Raw genomic sequence first — 21,585 nt, forward strand, 5'->3', positions numbered from 1 at the left:
TGGTTATTTAAAGCACATCCGATGTACAGACGTACGATTATATCTATGTTAATAATGCAATAATGACTTCACTGCGAAATCGACAAGTTTATCCTTTCCCTTTAGGAAATCGAGTTCCAATAGAAAATTACATTGTACAATTTCACCACCCATTTTTTCTATCAACCTACAAGTGGCTTGGGCAGTGCCTCCCGTAGCAAGAACATCATCATGGACCAATACCTTATCCCCTGCAATAATCGCATCGGAATGCATCTCCAATGCATCGCTACCATATTCCAAATCATAATCCTGTCGCATGGTGGCAAAAGGTAGCTTACCCGGCTTGCGAACAGGTACAAATCCCGCATTTAACCGAGCGGCCAACATGGGGGCAAAAAAGAAGCCCCTACTTTCCATACCGACAACTTTATCCACTTTCAGATTCCCTACTAGGTCCAGTAGTGCTTCTTCGGTAAATTTAATGGCCTTAGGGTCTTTTAGAAGGGGTGTGATATCCCGAAAAATGACTCCAGCAGTGGGAAAATCGGGAATATCGCGGATAAAGGTTTTTAAATTCATAGAAATAGATTAAGCATATTTTGTTGTAAAGGTAAAAAGAAATATATTTGCACCCCTATAAAAGGCCTCGTGGCGCAACTGAATAGCGCATCTGATTACGGCTCAGAAGGTTACAGGTTTGAATCCTGTCGAGGTCACGAATAAATCATAATCCTTGCGTAAAAATCAAGTTTACTTGAATTTTTAAGTGAGGATTTTTGATTTTCAAAGCAGAGCTTTGTTAGGAAAGTCAAAGCCGATCCTGTCGAGGTCACCTATTCCTTAAGAACCCTGATAGCTTTATTTTCCCTACTGGTTTTCCTGTATATTGATTATTAGGTATTAATTCTACCGTATAGTTATGGTATATTGCCACTTATCAAATGAAATATCCAATCGTCTGAATGCGTTTAACAGTATTAACTTTCTTTCTATTCCTATCACTGACCGGCATGTCCCAAACAGGACGGGAAACACGTATTGACAGTCTTGAAAATGCCCTCAAAATAGCAGAACACGATACCACACGTGTCAATATCCTAAGCGAACTGGCTCGGAACTATGGCGGTATAGATTCCTTAAAATGCTTCGAAAATGGTTTTAAGGCCATAGCCTTAAGTAAAAAGATAAATTACCTGAGAGGGATGGCCGATGCCAATATTAATTTGGCTGGTGGCTACCTTGATTATTTTGATGTTGAAAATGCAAAAAAATATTTTCGGATAGGAAATAATTTTGCGGATAAACTGATCGCTAAGGATTCTTCGGCACGAAACATGAAAATTTGGTTGCGCGGTAATTATAACTTGGGCGTAGCCTATGGATATGAGGGCAACGTAGACAAAGAAATCGAATATGTGGCAAAGACCATACCGATTGCCCAGCAAATGGGAGACAAAATGTTCGTGGCCAACGGAAACACCAATTTAGCCATAAAATACAATAACATGGCCCGTTTTGACAAGGCCTATGAAATGTTTGAAATAAGTCAAGAACAATTTAAGGAAATAGGTGAACCAGAGGATATTCTTTACCATAGTTTATCTTTTGCAACTTCCTTAGCGCAAATGGATTCACTGGATCGAATGAAATCGGTACTTGATATCGCCAAAACTAATTTGGACAAAATCCCGAATTCTTTCTATGAAGGTCTTTATTTTGGAGAGCTCGGATTCTATTACGGGAGGTCTGGGAAATTTGACAAAGCCTTAAAAGCCCTTGATCGATCTTCTGAATATTATAAGGACCATAAATCCAATTATTATTTCAAATTACTCTATCAAAGATATGCGGATATCTATGATAAAATGGGCGATTTTAAAAAAGCCAAAGCGTACACCTTAAAGTATATCAACTTCACTGATGAAGAGCATTCCATCAATGATAAGGTAGGTTCTTATTATAAATTGGCTAATTATGAAGCCGGACTTAATCGCTATCAACAGGCGTATAATTACTTAAAGGAATATGTAACCGCACTAGACAGTGTTAGAGCCAGTGAATTAGAAAATGATATGCAGGAGCTCGAGATACAGTATAAAACCGCTACTAAAGAGAAGGAGATCCTATCATTGAAAAATGAAAAAAGTGAAACCGCTCTTGCCCTTGAAAAGAAAAAATCGCAAAACTACATGCTTTGGGCAATAGCGAGTGTACTCTCCTTAATACTCTTTATTGGCTATTACGGCTACAATAGCCAACTCAGAAAGGCACGAAAAAAGGAACAACAACAAGAAACAGAGGTTTCAACCTTAAAACAGGAGCAACAAAACCAGCTTTTCTCGGCGATGATAGAAGGTCAGGAAAACGAGCGTAAGAGGCTTGCCATTGATCTACACGATGGCCTTGGCGGGAGATTATCCGGCATCAGCCTAAACCTCTCTAAACTGGACAAGGACGAGCCAAAGGAATACCCCAAGGCACAACTAAAGAAGGTCATGAAGGACCTTGATGATGCTTTGACCGAACTACGCACCATTGCCCGAAACATGATGCCTGAAACCCTGGTCAAATTTGGTCTTAAGGCCGCATTAAAGGATTATTGTAGTAGTAGAACGGGTAATGAAACGAAAGTTACCCTACAATTTTATGGTAGTGAACAAGGTATAGACTTAAACCAACAAGTTACCATGTACCGAATAATGCAAGAACTTATCAATAATGCCATAAAACATGCCAAAGCTTCAGAGATATTGGTTCAATTTATAAAAGACGATACCAAAATCGACATTACCGTTGAGGACAATGGAATAGGCTTTAAAGAAGAAACACTTGTTGATAAGGAAGATGGTATGGGCATTTCCAACCTAAAAACAAGAGTAGCCTACCTTAAGGGAAATTTAGAGTTCCACTCCGAAGTGAATGAAGGTACCACCGTTAATGTTCAAATTACCTTAGATGCAACATAAACCTATACATATTATCATAGTTGATGATCACCCAATGGTGATAGAAGGACTTAAAACTTTGTTAAGTGACGATAAGCGTGTTCTCATAAAAAACCAATTTATGAACGGAACCGATACCCTCACCTATCTAGAGCATAATTCTGCCGATATTGTTCTATTGGATGTAAACTTACCCGATATCAATGGTGTGGAAATGGTACCCAAAATCCTAAATATCAGAGCGAATATCGGTGTCATCGGCCTTAGCACATATAGCGAACCCAGTATCATTAATCAAATGATCAAAAAAGGTGTAAAAGGATATCTATTGAAAAATGTCACTGGGGAAGAGTTGGTCAATGCCATTACCCAAGTGCATCAAGGTGATTTCTATTTTGGCAGTGAAGTCCAAAAAATACTTGCGGACTCGGTTACCCAGGAAAGTAACGATCAACCAAAACTAACCCGAAGGGAAAAGCACATTCTCACCTTAATCGCTGAAGGCAAAACCACCAATAACATCGCTGAGGAATTATTTATAAGCCCTCTAACAGTAGAGACCCATAGGCGTAATCTTATGCAAAAATTGGAAGTTCCAAATGCAGCATCATTAATCAAAGTTGCCGTAGAAAAACATTTGATTTGAATGCCATATTCAGGGATGACACCCCTCCTTAAAGTGCTACCGATTTTCAAGTAGTTTCTTCTACTGGTTTTCAGGTATTTTTTATCCTTAATTTCCTTAAAGCAAATTAATGTCCCAACTTGTACTTAAATTATACAAGAATATAGGTTAGCGTCATAATTTTATCATTTAAAGAACCATTAAGATCAAAATAACCGAATACTCCTTCATTGAATACCTTTAGTGTCATTTTAAAAATAGTAGCGTTCCCATGATGGATGAAATACGAAGACCATTACCCATAATTATTATTTGCACTCTTGGTTTTATTGAAATACTACTCGTCATTCTCTCTATATACACCATGCCAGATCACCTTATCGATAGCTGGTACCCGCCCTATCTGATTCTTTCCGCATTAATCCTTATGGCATGCATGATCGCTTTTTGGCATATGCAGAATTGGGCGATCTACTCGTACACAGCATTCATTTCCATAAATCAAATGCTTTTGTTCCACATGGGGGTCTTTTCCTTCTATTCCTTGATAATTCCCACAATTATCCTTATCCTTGGTTGTCTGGCACTGAAAAATACCGAGAAACAACTAAGTTGATCATAGTCCAGCCCCAATTCATTACATCCAACTTTTCATTCATACACTGCCTTTAAAACCCTTTTACAACTAAGCCATCAAACGTATTTATATTATTTTCAGGACTTCATTTGGGCAAAACTTGGATTATGACCCCAAAACCAATAGACGAAAATTCAGGCTCTTCGTTATGGAAATGAACAACAACCAACATTCATTACCTGATTCAGAATGTTTTTATTATTAATTCGGTATAACGGAACATTGGGAAATCCGTAGTAATCATCACTGTTGACCATTCGTCTATAACCGGGCTATACCGACATATTACGATTCATAGATTACTATTACAACAAGATTTAGGCTACAAGATTCTATTCATGTAGAAAACACGAATAAAAAAAGCACTCACAGTATGTGGGTGCTTTTTTTATTAGAATGGGTTCCGCTTCCGAGAAAACCGTTCAAAATAAGAAAGCGAGGAATAAACCCCGCCTCTTATTTCATTTTAAAAAATCAAGTTTAATCATTCCATTTTATTCCTCTCATTTCGCCGCTATAATTACCGGTCTCATCAGTAAACTTAACGCCATTTACCCTATCCAATGGGAAATAAATATGTAAACCTGCTTCAGAACCGGAAATCTCAGAATTTAAATCACCTTGTGAACGAGCTACGTCCCATAGTCGGAAATCTTTAATAAATCCATCCATCTTGCCCCAGCCATTGCCAAGCCATATCTCACCCCATCCTGACACGTTAGGCACTCCTATATCGGAATCTTGTCCTACTTGCTCCCCGTCAACATAAAGTGTGGTAGTACGGGCTGCATCATCATGTACGATTGCCACATGTTGCCATTGGTCGACTTTTATCGCTAAAGGATCCGATTCTGGCCCTTGCCAACCTGCACCTGCATCTGTAAAATTCCACAATCCACCGGATTTCAATACATTTTCTTCAGTAAGCTCCTCATAACCGTTTACCCAAACTCCAAACGTACCATTATTAAAGAACTCACCTGTACCATAACCAAACAATGACTCAACCTTAACTTCGAATTCCACAGTATAATCCCCTTGCGGAGTGTAATTCGGAGTAATTCGCAACCCTACAGCATCGGAATCATCCCGATCAATATAAATACCATCGGTGTCACCTACCAACATCCCTTTAACCAAAGTTATGGCCGATGACAAGGATGTGGCCATATCGTCTAATGCTGTTTGTCTTCCTTCATTTTCCAAAGCATCATTTGCCTGGGCTATCAATTCATTCAAATAATCAAGTGTTCCAACTGGATAGTCCCCATCCTGCGTACCTTCAACAACAGTAGTCTTAAAATCAGTGATCTCTTGTATTGCCGCATTTAAATTAGAGTAATCCACAACAATAACCGGCGGTTCAGAGACCCAATCAATTTTACCCTCTAAGGTAGCCGTATAGTTTCCTGTTACATCGCTAAAACTAGTCCCTAAGTCAGATCCCAATGGAAAATAGCATTCCAAACCGGATTCGGTACCACTAACTGACGAACCAATGTTTGATTGAATGGTAGCTTCATCCAAAACTGAATCCCAAACTTTAAATTCCTTTACCAAAGCATTTACAATCCTATCAGTCCAAGTTGGGCTGTTCCCTATAACAAAAGATGCATCAGCAGCTAAAAGATGGGTGTGGCTTTGTTCTGCTACTAATTCCCCATTAATATATAGTTTTTGATCAGACCCTGAATTTGTATACGCTAAATCAATCCATTCACCTCCTGTCATCTTACCAGCGGCTTGCTCTCCAGAATCTTTCCAAGTACTACCATCACCAGTAACAATTTGGATATTTCCATTGGCAAAATACCGAACCGCAAAACCACTATCAGGCCCAGATTGTTCGGCAGAAAACAAGTTATTCGAGTACCCTTTTTGATTTAGGTCAACTACATACACTTGTGTTTCGATAGTGAATGCTCCATCCAATACTGTTTTTATATTATCTGAAACCTTAATATAGGTATCATTTTCTTGTTGAATCCAAGGCATAGAAGTTGAAACGGTACTAGCCAAAAATTTCTCAATAGCCGCGTTCAATTTATAAGCCGCATCATTAATATTTTCTTGGGATTTAGAGTTGTTAATTCTCCAATTAACCCAAGTTATAACACTTTCCAATTCAGCTTTAGATCCAGGTTTGTAATCTCCCGCGTTAATCCCTTCCGTACTATCGGATATAAGGGTTTCTGCCTTGGAAATTACGCCTTCCAATTCTGTAAGGCTGAAACTTCCTGTTGGATCATCATCGTCGTTATCGCATGAAACAACTAAAAAAAGAGCCATGACCATTGACAATAAGCCCAATACTATTTTGCTTATACTATAATTTAATTTCATAATAATTTTTTAATGGTTAAAAGTTGCTATTCATTAAACCGCCAGACTTAGTTTTTGTATCCGCGGTATCCCACCAAAGTCGAATATCCATCCTGTCTGAATCAATGGTATTTTGCATACTAGGCATACTTGCACTATTCAAACTATGTTGATTATCTGGATATCTTATTCGTTTAACCCATGTTTCAGGGGCAACACTTGCACTACCACTGACACCGTCCAATGGCAATGAAATATCAGGATAATCCGTTCTTCTAAAATCTGCCCATGCTTCAGAACTATTAGGGAAATTGGCAATATACTTTTGCGTAATCAATTGTTTTAATTGACCTTCTTTAGACCCTGTTAAACTTGGCAACCCATTAATATAATCACTGGCGGCCGTGGCATCAACACCTACATAATCCATAGATGCCTGAACACCTTCGACAACCAACGCATTGGCATCACCGGAGGTCCAACCCCTTAGGGCTGCTTCTGCTTTTAAAAACACGGTTTCCGAATAAAACATATAAGGCATGTACATCAAAACATCTGCACCATTACCAACAAAACCAACATAGCCTCCATCCAAATTAATAGTTGCATAAGCTTTTGCATTTGCGGGTAATGTATTATAACCATTTTCGATACCCGTAATAACACTCTCGTCCGCTAGTGTATCATCGTCTTCTTTATAGGTAAACCATTTCCAAGCTCTAGGGTCCTCACCTACACTTGATTGGCTATATAGATAATCTGTAAAGGTTTTTGATGCCCGTGTATTATCCCAAGCCCAGGCCATTTGATGGTGATAATCATACCATCCTGAAGACCATAATGGAATATGGGCCCCATCGGCATTACTCAACATTACACCATCAGCTATTGCCGCCTCGGCCTCCGTTTTTGCTTTGTCCGAATCAACATTAGACATTCTCATTGCCAATCTTAATCGCATAGAATTACCAAAGCGCTTCCATTTTTCCAAATCACCTGCGAAAATGATATCATAATTCGAGGGAAATGCATATTGGGTAGCATCATCAGAATCGATACTATTCACGGCTGTTGTCAACCTACTTATCAGATCATAATAAATTTCCTGTTGGGAATTATAAGGAACAGTTTCTCCAGTCCCGGCTCCAAAATAGGGTATATCACCATAGGTGTCGGTCATCCTTTGCCATTCAGCGCACATCCAAATTTCCATTTGAGCCAAGGCATTTTTATATGCGGGATCTTCTCCATAAAAACCTAATTGGGCATTATAATCAGCCAAAGGCCCAGTATAAAACTCATTCCATTGGTTTCCAATCCACCCATCGACATATTCGTATCTAGGAGATTCAAAACCTGACACTATATTAGCCCAATACTGGGAATAAAAATCCGGGTACAAACTAATATTTCTTTGATAATTCCGAGTTGGATTTTGCAACATTTGATTAAACACAAAAGATGGATCGACCTTAGTAATTACATTGCTAGGTGTATTTATCTCATCAAAATCCTCAGTACAACCAACCGCAAAAGTCAATAGTACAATTCCTAAAAATATTATTCTTTTTTTCATGTCTTTAACTATTAAAATTTAAGGTTTACCGAACATCCTACTGATCTTGTTACGGGAACAGGAGAAAAATCAAAAGCTCTAGCACCATATGATGTACTATAAGAACTAGCATCTGGAACCGTACCTGGTGTATCTTTGTACAGATAGAATAAGTCGCGACCAATAAGTGATATTCTAGCCTCTCTAATAAAGTTAGATCCTTTATTTCCCAAAAGGGACAATGGTATATTATAACCGATGGAAATCTCATTCAATTTCATATATGAAGCATCATAAATGAATTCTTCTGTTATTCCTGAAACCCTACTCCAATAATCTTGGGCAGAAACAATTTGTGTAGGCGAAGTCCCATCTGCTTTTATACCTTCTGGGAAAAAAGCCATTCTATTGTTCTGTGCCGTCCTTGAAGCATTACCGGAACCAGTAGCACCAGCTTCTGTCAAGGAATAAATCTCACCTCCTTCTTGCATTCCAAATAATGCACTTAAGAAAAAGTCCTTATAACTGACATTAAGTCCAATAGAACCCGTAAAGTCAGGTTGAATATTACCCAGAACCTGTCTTTCTCCTGCTCTTACCGGCAAACCATCGTCATCGATAATAATCTGACCGTCTTCACTTCGCTCATAGGCATAACCGAAAATATCACCCATCTTCTCACCTTCTGTACCTCTAACCTGAACACCTCCATTATCCTCAATGAAAGTATAAAATTCATCATCATCAACCGAGGTAACCAATTCCTCTACAATACCCTTGTTCTTGGCATAATTCAATGTAATATCTAACCTAAAGTCATCCTTTCTAATAGGGGTAATGGTAGTCATAAGTTCTATCCCCCTATTTGTTATCAATCCAAGATTATCATATCTACCCTTATAACCTGTACTTTGGTCAAGATCCACTATTACAATCTGGTTTTTAGTGTCTTCAGAATAATATGTGAAATCAATTCCTAAAATCCCCTTGAACAATTTAAGTTCTGCCCCAACTTCTGAAGAAGTCGAGATTTCAGGTTTTAAATCACTGTTGACCAACAAATCAGGCTCACTGGTTGTTGTTAAGTTAAAATTGCCAGAACCTAGCGTGTACACCTGCGAAGTATTATAAGGATCGGTATCCTTACCTACTTGAGCCCAAGAACCCCTGACCTTGAAATAGGTAACCCAATCAGGCATTTCAACCATTTCCGAAACCAAAGCACTTAGGTTTACAGATGGATAAAAATAAGAGTTATTGTCTTCTGGCAAAGTAGAAGACCAGTCATTCCTAGCTGTCGCATTCAAGAATAAATAATTTTTATACGATAAATCCACAAAACCATAGACTGATTGAATTTCCCTTTCTGTAAACTCCTCAGTGGTTTTGATCGTACCAGAATCTTCAGCCCCGGATAGGAAATATGTCTCTTCTGATATCAACTTTCCTGATTCAGCTGATAATTTATCCGTATCACGGTACATCTTGTTTGCCCCTGCACTGACACCGAGATTGAAATCTTCGTTTAAATCCTTGTTATAACTCAACAATAATTCCATATTTTCTTCGGAGAAGAATTTCTCGGCCGTAATATAATTAGGTCTCAAATCGCTTACATTATCCCCGTAGCGATAACCGTTTTCGGTCTCATACCTGTAATTATCCAACCCATATCTCAATCGTAATTTAAGATTCTCGTTAAAATCTATATTTGCGGTAAAATTTCCGAAGAATCGATTACGCTCATCATTATTAACCGTTTGTTCACGCAAAAAATAAGGGTTTCGATAACTTGCATTTGCCGTGGTATATAAGGTCTCAACATGTTCACCACCAACAATTTCATACCCAGGACGCAAATCTTGCAGCCTTATATTCATAGGCATCGAATTAAAATAAGAAACAACACTATAAAAGCCTATTTCCGGACGTTGTTGCCCTTTTGTATTTATATATGAAACCTTAGCATCTACATTAAGCCATGGGTTAACACTATATGTAGCATTTAAATCGAAATTTGTTTTGTTTATCTCATGGTTAGCATAAATACCTTCAGTCCAATCTTTAGAAATAGTGGCCCTATAAGACCCTTTCTCCCCTCCATTGGAAAGGGAAACAGAGTGCCTACTGGTAACTCCCGTTCTTGTAAAATCCTTAAGCCTGTCTTTCGCCGCTAAGTAAGGTAGCATTTCACCTGTCCATGACTCTCTTAAACCACCATCAAATTGAGGACCCCAGCTTGAAGTTCCGAATTTATCATAAACCCCTTCTGAACCCTGTCCGAATTCTTCTTGTAAATCCAAGAAATATGCTGCACTTGAAGCAACTACACTACCGGTATAGGAAATACCTAGACCTTGGGATTCACTACCTTTTTTTGTGGTTATAACAATAACACCATTGGCACCACGAGACCCGTATAAAGCTGCAGCACTACCACCTTTTAATACTGACATGGACTGAATATCCTCCGGGTTGATATCCAAAAGGCCTCCTCCGTTGGAAACACCTCCCCAAATATCACCGTCACTGGTATCACCTGATGAAAAAGGAACCCCATCAACAACCCATAAAACATCATTGTTGTCTGCTAAGGAACTATTTCCCCTTAATTCAATTCTCGAATTACCACCGATACCACCTGTCGTAGTAATATTCACCCCAGCGACTTTTCCCTGCAAGGCCGTTGTAACGTTTCCATCACCTGAAGTTGTTATATCCTCACTTGACACCTCTTGGACAGAATAACCTAAAGCCTTTTTCTCTCTTTTAATACCCAAAGCCGTTACAACAACTTCCCCAAGCTGTTCAACATCTTCTTCCAGAACAATATTGATAGAGGATTGCCCCCCTATCGCTATTTCCTTGCTTAAAAAACCAAGGGAGGAAAAGACCAACATCCCTGAACTATTTGTAACAGTAATGGTATAATTACCATCAAAATCCGTTGAGGTACCATTGGTAGTACCTTTTTCGATAATATTGACACTCGGAACAGGTGTGCCATAATTATCAGTTACCGTACCGGAAATAGTTTGCGCAACAACTCCTTGTATTAAGAGCAAAGCAACAAACAACAATACATACTTAAATTTTTGATTCATGTTAGTTTAGTTTTGTTAATTAATCGTTTTGAATCTTTCAAATATTAACAATATCATAATTTTACTAAAATATTGTTAATGTACTAAAGTTGATATTTCACCCCTGACTTTGAAATGTTTTCGACCAATAACAAACTTGAAAAGCTAAAGAACAATTCTATAAAAAAGTTTAAATCCAAAAACTTAGGGGATTAGTAGGAATCAGCCAATAATTAAGAAAGGCTCTCCGAAAATCATCCTACAGAAAAGTATGATTTACCTCTCTTTATCAGTAAAGACCTTTGGCTCCAATAATCTTATTTTTTCTCATTTAGAAAGTTCTATGAATGTTCGCAATACTGATTTTCATATGCGACACTTTTCTTAAAACTACCTCAAATATTCATGTTATTGTGAAAAGAGTCAGGCATTGAATCAATGCCAATAATATCAATAGTATATTTGACCTATAGGGACATAGACCTAAGCTATATTCTTTCTTTGACGCCTTACAGATAGTTTTCAAAAGACTATTCGATTCTTTAATACCTTACTCCAATTCCCAATACATAATTCAATCTTTTCATAATCATGTATTTTATTTGTGAAACCTGCTTGCAAAACAAGACAGATGTATTAGAACAAAAATTTTCATCACACCATAAAAAGAACCTCCAGCCCTCCAAAAAAAAATAGATTCAAGCTATTTTTTAAACAACTCGTATGAAAGCTATTTCACCTGGTATCCCAATCTTTCCGGGGCCTGTTCGGCATCAAAATCCGATTTTTTGAAAGTGTGGGCCTCCGTATTGAACACATGGTCCTCAAAAACAAAATCCCCCTGTGAAAAACCGATATAGAAATACTTCATGGTTTCGGCAAAGAAATACGTGGCCAAATAGTCCTTGGGCTCCTTGGTCCTAACATCATTGATCGAGTGAAAGGCAACCTCCCCTTTACAGTGCTTTTTTATATCCCTCCAATATTTTTGAAGCATATCCATGTATTCATCCTTTCCTGTTATTTCATGTAAATAGTAGGCAGATTCTATGATTTCCGGATTGATCTCAAAATTGGCATATTCAACGGTATCCTTTCCATAATGATATCTGGTCGGTAACATTTCGTATTTGTCCCAAAGCCAGTCCCACGTTGCCTCGGATTTTTCCGCAGCCTCCACATCACCGGATACCGCCTGTATTGCCGGCCAGAAGGCATCGTAAAGGGAAACGGACCTCTTTAGGTTTTCACCGGTATGCATATCCACAATCGTGTAAAAGGTTCTTCCTTTATATTCATCCAAAAGATAGGTGTTGATCTTATCCAGGCTATAGTCCCAAATTTCCTTGATCTCGGGATCTGGGAATATCATATAACTTTTGTACATATACTCATAATAGGCATCTACCCCAGCTTGCAAATGGTGCCATTGGGTACCTTCCCATTCCCCGGTAACCACATTGATATTTTCCCCAGGCAATCCTATTTCCGACTTTCGTTCAAAAACGGCTTTTGTGGCCCCCTTTGCTGCTTGGTAATATTTTGGGTCTTTGGTGTAATAACTTAAAATTCCGAACTCAAACAAATAGGTCGCAGCCTGTGCCACATTGACGACATCGCCCTTACCCTCGCCGTGGTTACCCCCGGTTTTACCCGTCCTAAGATTTACGGAATGAAAAGGAATACCTGTGGGGGAATCAAAAGCCGGTAATATCCGATCCCCAAAATCCCTTGCCTTTTCAAGAATCGCCTCATTCCGGGTATAATGATACATCGATAGGAGGCCTCCCAAAATCCTGATATTTACCTCAAAGACCTGAACATACTGATCTTTATCAAAATCCATGGCCAGGGCATAGTCCTCAATTTCCTTGGCCTCTTTATCCAAGCCCATTACTTTTAAAGTACTATAGGCATCTATTGGCGAAATACCCAAGGAATGTTCATACCAATCAAAGGACTTTTTAGAAAGTGGCAGCAATACATCATGACCCCATGCGTAGGTTCTATAATCATTCCACGAACGCAAGGTCTCGGCCTTGATCTCAGCTTGTAATGCCGTTATTGCCGAATCCTTTTCTTTCCCAGGAGTCCCAACTTTTGATGAGTTGACCTCTGATTTACATGAAACAAATGATAGGACCACAAGGGCCTTCAATACTATATTTTTCATTCTTATTCTTTTAATCGATTTGGATTTTTGAAGCATTTACTAATTTTTTGTGGGATATAAAATATTCTTTATGGGGTTTCCCATTGATAAGGATTTCACCGATAGGCTCCTTATTTTCGACCGTATTGGACAATATCACAAGCTTTCTCCCCTTATAGTATTCATCATCCAAATGAATCGTTATTTTATCAAATTTAGGCTTGACCAAAGCATACATGGGTGCCGCGGGGTTCACAGGATATATTCCCATCATGGAAAAAACGGCCCAGGCCGACATGGTACCGGTATCGTCATTTCCAGGAATACCATCCGGACTGTTCTTAAAATGTTCGTCCAATAGATCCGATACCAATTTTTGGGCCCTATATTCTTTCCCCTTCACATAATTGAAAAGATAGGGATAGGCAATATCCGGTTCATTGGCCATATCAAACTGGCCCTTGTCGAATACATCCTGTAATCGTTGTGCAAAAGGTTTTGGTCCTCCCATTAATTTCATCAACCCTTTAATATCATGGGGAACCATAAAGGTATACTGCCATGCATTGCCCTCGATAAAACCAAGGTTCTTTTCAAAATTGGCCCCCGACTCGGGATTATAGGGAGTTAACCAACTACCATCATCATTTCGGGGCCTAAGGAGGTTGAATTCCTTATCGAACAATTTCCGATACGAAATGGCCCTTTTACCAAAACGCTTATAATCGCTTTGTTCCCCCATTTCCTTTGCCAATTGGGCTATGGCATAATCGGCAATATTATACTCTTGGGTGGTGGACACCGATCCACTATTGGTGGTTTTTGTGGTGAGATATCCCTTCGTAATATAATCTTGAAGTCCGGGCCGTAACGGATTGTCCTTTAATTGCCCAGCGCTTTTCAGCATGGCCTTATAGGCCTTTTCCACATCAAAATCACGGATTCCCTTTAAATACGTATCCGCAATAATAATTCCCGCTGGGTCACCGACCATGGTTGTCGTTTCGGTGGCATTTAATTCCCATTTGGGAAGCCAACCACTTTCATCATAGATCTGAAGCATACTCTTCACCATATCCGATTGCTGTTTGGGATATACCAAACTCATCAATTGGTGTAAATTGCGATAGGTATCCCAAAGGGAAAATACCGTATACCGGGTACCTTTCGTTTTTAAGGTCTCCCGGGTTTTCATTTTGGGGTAGTCCCCATTGACATCGTTCAAGGTATTCGGATGTATCAAGGTATGGTACAAAGCGGTGTAAAATACAGTCTTATCCTCTTCGCTCCCTCCTTCAACCTCGATCTTGGACAGGTATTGGTTCCATTCCTTTCGCGCATCAAGCAATATTCCATCAAAAGTCCTATCCAACGTTTCCTTTTCCAAATTCTCCCTGGCATTATCCAAACTAACGTATGAAATGCCGATTTTCATTTCCACTTGTGTCGGACTATCAAAATTGTAACGCATGTAGGCGCCAATGCTATCACCGACCACTTCCTTGGTAAAACCTTTCATCAGTCGGGTTTTACCATTATATCCCATCCATTCAGATTCGACTCCCTTATATGTTGTGGGCTTTTTCCAAACCCCAAATTCATCCGCAGCTTTGGAGAATCGCGCTACGAAATATACAGGGTAGGCTTCTTCCGGCTTATAATAGCAAAAGGAACCTACGGAACGTACTCCCTCGATTTCCGTGGCAGATACCACTTTAACATTGGCACCTTCCTCATTGGTCAGCCCCAATCCCAAATTGAGTAGAATATTCGACTCCCCAGCAGGAAATGAATACTTACTGACCCCTACCCTCGTGGTTGCCGTGGCCTCCACCTTAATATTATATTTGTCCAAAACATTGGAATAATAGCCTACCTGGCTAATCTCATTGGAATAGGTACTACCATACTCCAGGTGGTCGGTAATGATCTTACCCGTAGTCGGCATCGTCAAAATGACCCCTAATTCCGGGCAGCCCACCCCACTCAGATTCACATGGCTAAAACCCGTTAAAAAGGTGTTCTCGTGTACATAAGGGGTAGATAGCCATCGACTGTCTTTCTCCAAGGGAAGATTTTGAGGCCCTGCCACATTGAAGGGAGATACATTTGCCATACCACGGACTGCAATTGGCCCTGGATTGGTGGTTCCGAAATTGGAGGTGCCGATAAAAGGGTTCACATAGTCGACAGGGGACTTTTGGGCCCACGAAATACTAAAAATCAACAAAAATACTACTGTTAGTTTATACTGCATGTTACCTGATTTTTAACCTCTTAAACCCTAAATGAATATATGTTAAGTTACTCTGTGTATGTGATATATGCTGAAACAAGCCAATGATTGAATTGGTCCTTTTTATTGGCGGTCCCAGGTATTTTAACCTGTAATCCGTGCAATCCCTTTTTAAGTTCCCCCAAGGGAATCCTATAGGGCATTACACTAGAACCGGGGCACCAATTTGACCTTGATAGGTCAGAAGAAGCCAAACGTTCTTCAATTTCCTTGAATTCCCGTTCAAAATTTTCATTGTAGGCATAAGCGGAATCTTTCTTCGTCCATACCCCGGAAGAAGGGTTAAACCTTCTGAATGAAGCACAATCATCCCGCCAGGGGATCTTGCTTAACACCAATTTTGAATCCAAAAACACTTCGTTTTTTAATTTAATGAATTCATCGCCTCCACTATGACCTCCATGCCCTGTTGTTGTATAATACAAATCCACATTCCTCAATTCCTGTTTTGTCCTAAAATCCAAATCAAGGGTCGTGGCAGCAAAGAAATCCGGTATTTTTTGACCCTCAACATAGTACACCGTATTCAGTAAGGGCATAACTTTCAATTTAGGTCTTGGCCTTCCTGAATATTTTAATGATACATCCACGGAATACCCTTCGGGGGTCCAGGTATCTATCCATATTCCAATATAGAACTCCCCGGTTACCACAGATTCCAGTTCGGAGATATCCTTCTCCCAAACTACTTCGTTTTCCCATTTGGGGATATAGACCGGTCTGTTATATTCGATTTTGGGATACTTTTTTTCATCACTATAATGTCCTACCCCAAACGGGGACATAAAACGCATTAATTCCAATGCGGGCACATAATCATCGGTTTTCAAAATCCCTCCATACCCCTTATCCACAATCGAATTTTCAGGAAACTTTTCCTTACCTAAGGATACATCGACAACATCTATGAGTTCTGGATTGGTAACTACAAAACAGGAGCCGGATTTATCCCACTTATCCCCATTGGACCTGAGCTTGACCTCAACCGAAACATCAGTTCCCTTCTTATAAACAGGGACTTTTATTTTTCTATAAATTACGCGTCCATTTTGCAATCTTTTCACCGTAGTGGTATCCCCTGTTTCACCCCCAAAATTTACAGGCTGATTCTTAAAAACCCCAACACTGAATTCTTTAGGTTCCTGAAAAGGCGAATTATACTTTATAGGGTCAGTCCCTAACCTACCACTATGTTGTCTTTCAACAAACCTTACACCATCAAGGTGTTCAGGGGTATTTAGACTAGCATAATCAACCGAGGGGTTTTGGGCCATGACCGATGCACAAAGGAACCCAAAGATCAATACAAACAATATAAGTAGTACTCTGTTCTTCATAAAGTTATACCTTACAATTTCTTAATAACCAAAGTCCATAAAACCCGTATTCTATTTTGAATTACTCAAGGAATAAGGCAATGCTTCCTCTGAAATGGCCCAATTCCTATTGGGGGCACTTCCCATTTCAAAAGAGAGTGTACCTCCCTTTTGAACGGTCTCGGTTCCAATCCAAGTGGTATTGAATTCGGATCCATTCAACGAGGCACTTTGGATATAGGGTCTTCCCTTTCCGTTTGCATCTGCATTGATCGTAAAGGTGTTCCCATTCTGTAAATGCAATTTAACCTCATTGAACAATGGACTTCCAATAACATATTGATTGGTTGCCGGTGCCACAGGATAAAAGCCCATAGCACTGAATACATACCAAGCCGAGGTCTGTCCGTTATCCTCATCACCACAATACCCATCAGGGGCAGGGGTATATAATTTGGTTAATACCTCCCGAACTTTTTCCTGGGTCTTCCAAGGTTGTTTGGCATAATCATATAAATAGATCATGTGTTGTATGGGTTGGTTACCATGGGCATAGTTCCCCATGTTCATGATCTGCATTTCCCGTATTTCATGAATGGTAAACCCGTAATAGGAATCGTCAAAATGGGGTGGCATTTCGAAAACACTGTCCAACATTCCCACAAATTCATCATCGCCCCCCATTAAATCGATAAGACCTTGCACATCATGAAAAACCGACCACGTATAGTGCAGGCTATTGCCCTCGGTAAAAGCATCACCCCATTTTAAGGGATTGAAAGGGGTCTGAAACTGCCCATCCTTATTCTTGCCCCGCATCAATTTTGTCGATGGGTCGAATAGGTTTTTATAATTCAATGACTTATCGTAATACACTTGGGCCAGACTATCCTTACCCATCGATTGTGCCATTTGGGCAATCGTAAAATCGGCATAGGCATATTCTAGGGTACGTGCCGCATTTTCATTAATACCCACATCATAGGGCACATAACCTAGTTCATTATAATAATCGAGTCCTGCACGACCTACACTGTTGACCGGCCTACCCTCACTTTGGGTGGCATTTTTCAGTACGGCCTGCAATAGGGTTTCAGTATCAATACCTTTTACCCCGTTCAAATAGGCATCGGCGATAATAGGAGCGGAATTGGATCCGATCATACAATCGCGATGGCCTGGACTGGCCCATTCGGGCAACCATCCTGATTCTTTATACGTATTGGCCAAGCCGTCCATAATCTGCGCATTAATATCGGGATACATCATATTGAAAAATGGAAATACCGCCCTAAACGTATCCCAAAATCCGTTATCGGTGAACATATAACCATCTTCTACCTTACCGTTATACGGACTATAGTGTACCACTTTATTATTCGCATCGAATTCATAGAATTTTCTGGGGAACAGTAGTACCCTGTACAAACAGGAATAGAAGGTTTTCAACTCATCGGTATTTGAGGAAGTGACCTCGATCCTACCCAGTTCCTTTTCCCAGGCCGCAGTGGCCTTTTCCCTGGTCGCCTCAAAAGTATCCGTTCCGATTTCACGATTTAAGTTGAGTTGCGCCTGTTCAGGACTAATGAAGGAAGATGCCACTTTTACATGTACGGCCTGTCCTTTCTTGGTCTTGAATCCGATAATGGCACCTACGTGATCCCCTTCGGCATCCAACGAATCTTCATTTAATTTCCAATCATCGTTCCAAGTATGGCCCACTTCGAAATCGGTATCGAATTCAGCCACAAAATAATTATGGAAATTCTCAGGAACACCACCACTGTTATTTCTACAATACCCGATGATCTTTCTTTCCTTCGGCAATATTTTCACCATAGAACCCTTATTGAAGGCATCCAACATTATAAAGGACTTTTCATTTTCAGGAAAAGTAAACTTAAAATGAGCGGCCCGTTCTGTTGGCGTCACCTCAGCGACGACATCATAATCGGCCAAATACACACTGTAATAATCGGGTCGTACGGTTTCCGCCTTGTGTGAGAAATAAGATTCACGCTCGTCTTCCTTGTATTTTAAATCGCCCGTTACCGCCATTAGGGAAAATGCCGCATAATCATTGATCCATGGACTGGGCTGGTGGGTTTGTTTTATACCCCTGATTTTTTTGTCATGGTACTTGTAGGTCCACCCATCCCCCATCTTTGAGGTCATGGGGGTCCAAAAATTCATGCCCCAGGGGGTGGCAATGGCCGGATAGGTATTTCCGTTTGAAAGACTAAAATCCGAATCGGTCCCCATGAGCGGATTAACATAGCCCAATACCTCCGCCGTGCCGCTTTTTTCGTTTGCAGCTTCACTAGAAGCCCTTTCTTCACATGCAGCAAAAAGAAAAAGTGCTGCCATGCCCACAATACTTGTTTTCAGTTGTTTTCCGATTTCCATAATTATCTGTATATTTTATTTACTTCCGGAGAATTCAATTTTTTTCCATCTGCTTTTTTTGGATCGTCGGTCATCACATAGACCAATTCCCCACCGGCAGTAACCTCTTTGTGTGTTATAAAATTCCTATCCAGCGTAACCCCATTTAAAGTTACGTATTCCACGAATTTATTCGCTTTCGAATAATTCTTTTGTATGACCCTTAGGGTCTTCCCTTTCCCTACGGATACCTCAGCCTCCTTAAACAGGGGAATCCCCAAATCATAGACACCCTGTGCGGGATTCACGGGATAAAAGCCCAGTGCCCCGAAAATATACCAGGATGACATTTGCCCGCAATCCTCATTACCACAATGGCCATTGGGAGCGTTGGCGTATTGTTCTTCCAGGATTTGCCGCACCAAGGATTGGGTCTTCGATGGCTGATCCAAATAGTTGTATAAATAGGCTACATGGTGGCTTGGTTCATTACCATGGGCATACTGCCCTATCATCCCTGTACTGAAAATCGGTAATTTGTCCCCCGGCTGTGGCGCATAGGTGAACATGGAATCCAACTTTTGATTAAAACGTTCCTGACCTCCTGTTTTCGCAATGAGTCCTTCAATATCCTGGGGTACGAACCAGTAATACTGCCAGGCATTGCTCTCACAGAAATAGGGAGAGTATTCCTTAGGGACAAACGGGGTTATAAATTTACCCGATCCACTTTTTGGTTGCAGCCATGATGTTTTTTCGTTGTAGAGGTTCTTCCAGTTTTCAGACCTGCTCAAAAATTCCTTATAATCCTTTTCATAACCCAAATCCTTGGCGAACATGGCAATGCACCAATCGTCATAGGCATACTCCATCGTCTTGGAAACCGACCAGTTTTCATGGGCATCATCTACGGGGATAAATCCTTTTTCCCTATAAACATCGATTTGTCTCCCATTGACCATCGCACTTTCCTTACATGCCTTATATGCCAACTCCTTATCAAACGCAAATCCTTTAAAATAGGCATCGACAATAACAGGTACCGCATGGTAACCGATCATCATATTGGTCTCATTGCCTTGCATGGACCATACAGGCAAAATTCCGGTCTCTTTATAATGCGCCAACATAGACTGTACCATATCGGGCACTTTTTCTTGCTGGATAATGGTGAATAATGGATGTGCCGCCCTAAAGGTATCCCAGAGGGAAAAGGTATCGTAACGATCAAAACCTTTCGCTACACCAATTGTATCATTGGCCCCTTTATATTTACCATCCAGGTCGCTCAACAAAGTAGGTGCCAACATGGATTGATACATCATGGTATAGAATATCCTCTTTTTGTCCGTATCGCTGCTTTTTACCCGTATTTTCGACAATTCCTTTTCCCATACTTTCCGGGCCTTTTCCTTATATCGTTCAAATCCAAACCCTTGGGTTTCTTCGGCTACCGCCGCATCCGCCCCTTCAAAACCCGCTGTTGAAAGTCCCGTTTTCATAATCAAGCACTCTCCTTTCAACATCGCATAATTCAGCTCTATTTTAGTATTGATACCTCGAACGGGGGCATCAACCACTTGGCCATCATTATACACCACATAGCTTTTAAACGGTCTGGAAAAATGCATTGAAAAATAGAGTCGTTGGTCTTTGGCCCAGCCCGTAGACATTCTATACCCCCTTATAAAGGTATCATTGACCACCTCCAAATAGGTGTCGGTCGGCTTATCCCAATTTAAGGCATAACCCAAGTCGATATGGATTTTTGTACTATCATCCTGGGGAAAGGTATAACGATGAATACCTACCCGCCTGGTTGCGGTCATTTCCGCTTTAATATCTAAATCCAACAAATCGACCGAATAATACCCTGGAGATGCCTTTTCCTTATCATGACTGAAGGTTGAATAGGGCCTATAACTATTCTCCTTGATTCTTTTATTTGACTTGCTGTTTGAGGGCATGACCAGGATATCATAAAGATCTCCGGCCCCTGTTCCTGTCAAATGGGTATGCGAAAAACCACTGATTATGGTATCTGGATAGTAATAACCCGCAATCCTGTCCCAACCCGGGGTTCCGATATCCGGACTCAACTGCACCATACCATAGGGCATGGTCGCACCGGGATACGTATTTCCAGGTCCGTCAGTGCCTATAAACGGATTCACATATTGTGTGAGGTTTTCACCGTTCGTAGGTTCTTCCACCCCCTCTTTACAGGAAGAAAAAGCCAAAAGGAATATTGCAATGAAAAAATAGCGATTCATATGTACCGAAAAAA

At 40.2% G+C, this 21,585-nt stretch carries 12 protein-coding genes and 1 tRNA gene; 4 read left to right on the plus strand and 9 right to left on the minus strand.

The features are described from left to right. Positions 1–48: 48 nt before the first annotated feature. The gene (locus LX92_RS05920; RefSeq protein ID WP_109649366.1) at positions 49–561 is read right to left on the minus strand and encodes an adenine phosphoribosyltransferase; all 513 of its coding nucleotides are present in this window, start codon (positions 559–561) and stop codon (positions 49–51) included. Between the two features lie 63 nt (positions 562–624). Between LX92_RS05920 and LX92_RS05925 the strand changes: the two genes are divergently transcribed. The 4 genes from LX92_RS05925 to LX92_RS05940 all read left to right on the plus strand — a co-directional run bounded on the left by LX92_RS05925 (position 625) and on the right by LX92_RS05940 (position 4,168). Beyond that, positions 625–698: transfer RNA gene (locus tag LX92_RS05925), tRNA-Arg, on the plus strand. 246 nt (positions 699–944) lie between these two features. Then, the gene (locus LX92_RS05930) at positions 945–2,948 is read left to right on the plus strand and encodes a tetratricopeptide repeat-containing sensor histidine kinase (RefSeq protein ID WP_109649367.1); all 2,004 of its coding nucleotides are present in this window, start codon (positions 945–947) and stop codon (positions 2,946–2,948) included. Beyond that, entirely contained in the window at positions 2,938–3,573 is a 636-nt protein-coding gene (locus tag LX92_RS05935; protein ID WP_109649368.1) for a response regulator, read from the plus strand. The genes LX92_RS05930 and LX92_RS05935 overlap by 11 nt, the downstream gene beginning before the upstream one ends. Before the next feature lie 250 nt (positions 3,574–3,823). Then, on the plus strand, positions 3,824–4,168 hold the full coding sequence (locus tag LX92_RS05940; RefSeq protein ID WP_109649369.1) for a hypothetical protein: 345 nt from the start codon (positions 3,824–3,826) through the stop codon (positions 4,166–4,168). Positions 4,169–4,669: 501 nt separating this feature from the next. Here the strand turns inward: LX92_RS05940 and LX92_RS05945 are convergent. The 8 genes from LX92_RS05945 to LX92_RS05980 all read right to left on the minus strand — a co-directional run bounded on the left by LX92_RS05945 (position 4,670) and on the right by LX92_RS05980 (position 21,571). Next, a complete protein-coding gene (locus LX92_RS05945) occupies positions 4,670–6,532 on the minus strand; it encodes a LamG-like jellyroll fold domain-containing protein (RefSeq protein WP_109649370.1) in 1,863 nt (620 codons plus the stop codon). Positions 6,533–6,548: 16 nt separating this feature from the next. After that, positions 6,549–8,087, minus strand: a complete 1,539-nt coding sequence (locus LX92_RS05950) for a SusD/RagB family nutrient-binding outer membrane lipoprotein (RefSeq protein ID WP_109649371.1) — start codon at positions 8,085–8,087, stop codon at positions 6,549–6,551. A gap of 11 nt (positions 8,088–8,098) precedes the next feature. Continuing rightward, on the minus strand, positions 8,099–11,170 hold the full coding sequence (locus LX92_RS05955; RefSeq protein WP_109649372.1) for a SusC/RagA family TonB-linked outer membrane protein: 3,072 nt from the start codon (positions 11,168–11,170) through the stop codon (positions 8,099–8,101). A 709-nt stretch (positions 11,171–11,879) separates the two neighbouring features. After that, positions 11,880–13,322 (minus strand): glycoside hydrolase family 47 protein, encoded by a 1,443-nt coding sequence (locus LX92_RS05960; protein ID WP_170117797.1) that lies wholly within the window; start codon positions 13,320–13,322, stop codon positions 11,880–11,882. A gap of 10 nt (positions 13,323–13,332) precedes the next feature. Next, a complete protein-coding gene (locus LX92_RS05965) occupies positions 13,333–15,558 on the minus strand; it encodes a GH92 family glycosyl hydrolase (RefSeq protein WP_109649374.1) in 2,226 nt (741 codons plus the stop codon). 47 nt (positions 15,559–15,605) lie between these two features. Beyond that, positions 15,606–16,934 carry a PNGase F N-terminal domain-containing protein gene (locus tag LX92_RS05970; protein ID WP_223308263.1) on the minus strand — a complete coding sequence of 443 codons (1,329 nt, stop codon included), beginning with the start codon at positions 16,932–16,934 and terminating at the stop codon, positions 15,606–15,608. A gap of 51 nt (positions 16,935–16,985) precedes the next feature. Further along, on the minus strand, positions 16,986–19,319 hold the full coding sequence (locus LX92_RS05975) for a GH92 family glycosyl hydrolase (protein ID WP_223308264.1): 2,334 nt from the start codon (positions 19,317–19,319) through the stop codon (positions 16,986–16,988). Between the two features lie 2 nt (positions 19,320–19,321). Beyond that, entirely contained in the window at positions 19,322–21,571 is a 2,250-nt protein-coding gene (locus LX92_RS05980) for a GH92 family glycosyl hydrolase (RefSeq protein ID WP_109649656.1), read from the minus strand. Positions 21,572–21,585 lie beyond the last annotated feature (14 nt).

Source organism: Maribacter polysiphoniae, from assembly GCF_003148665.1.
GTDB classification, from domain to species: Bacteria; Bacteroidota; Bacteroidia; order Flavobacteriales; family Flavobacteriaceae; genus Maribacter_A; species Maribacter_A polysiphoniae.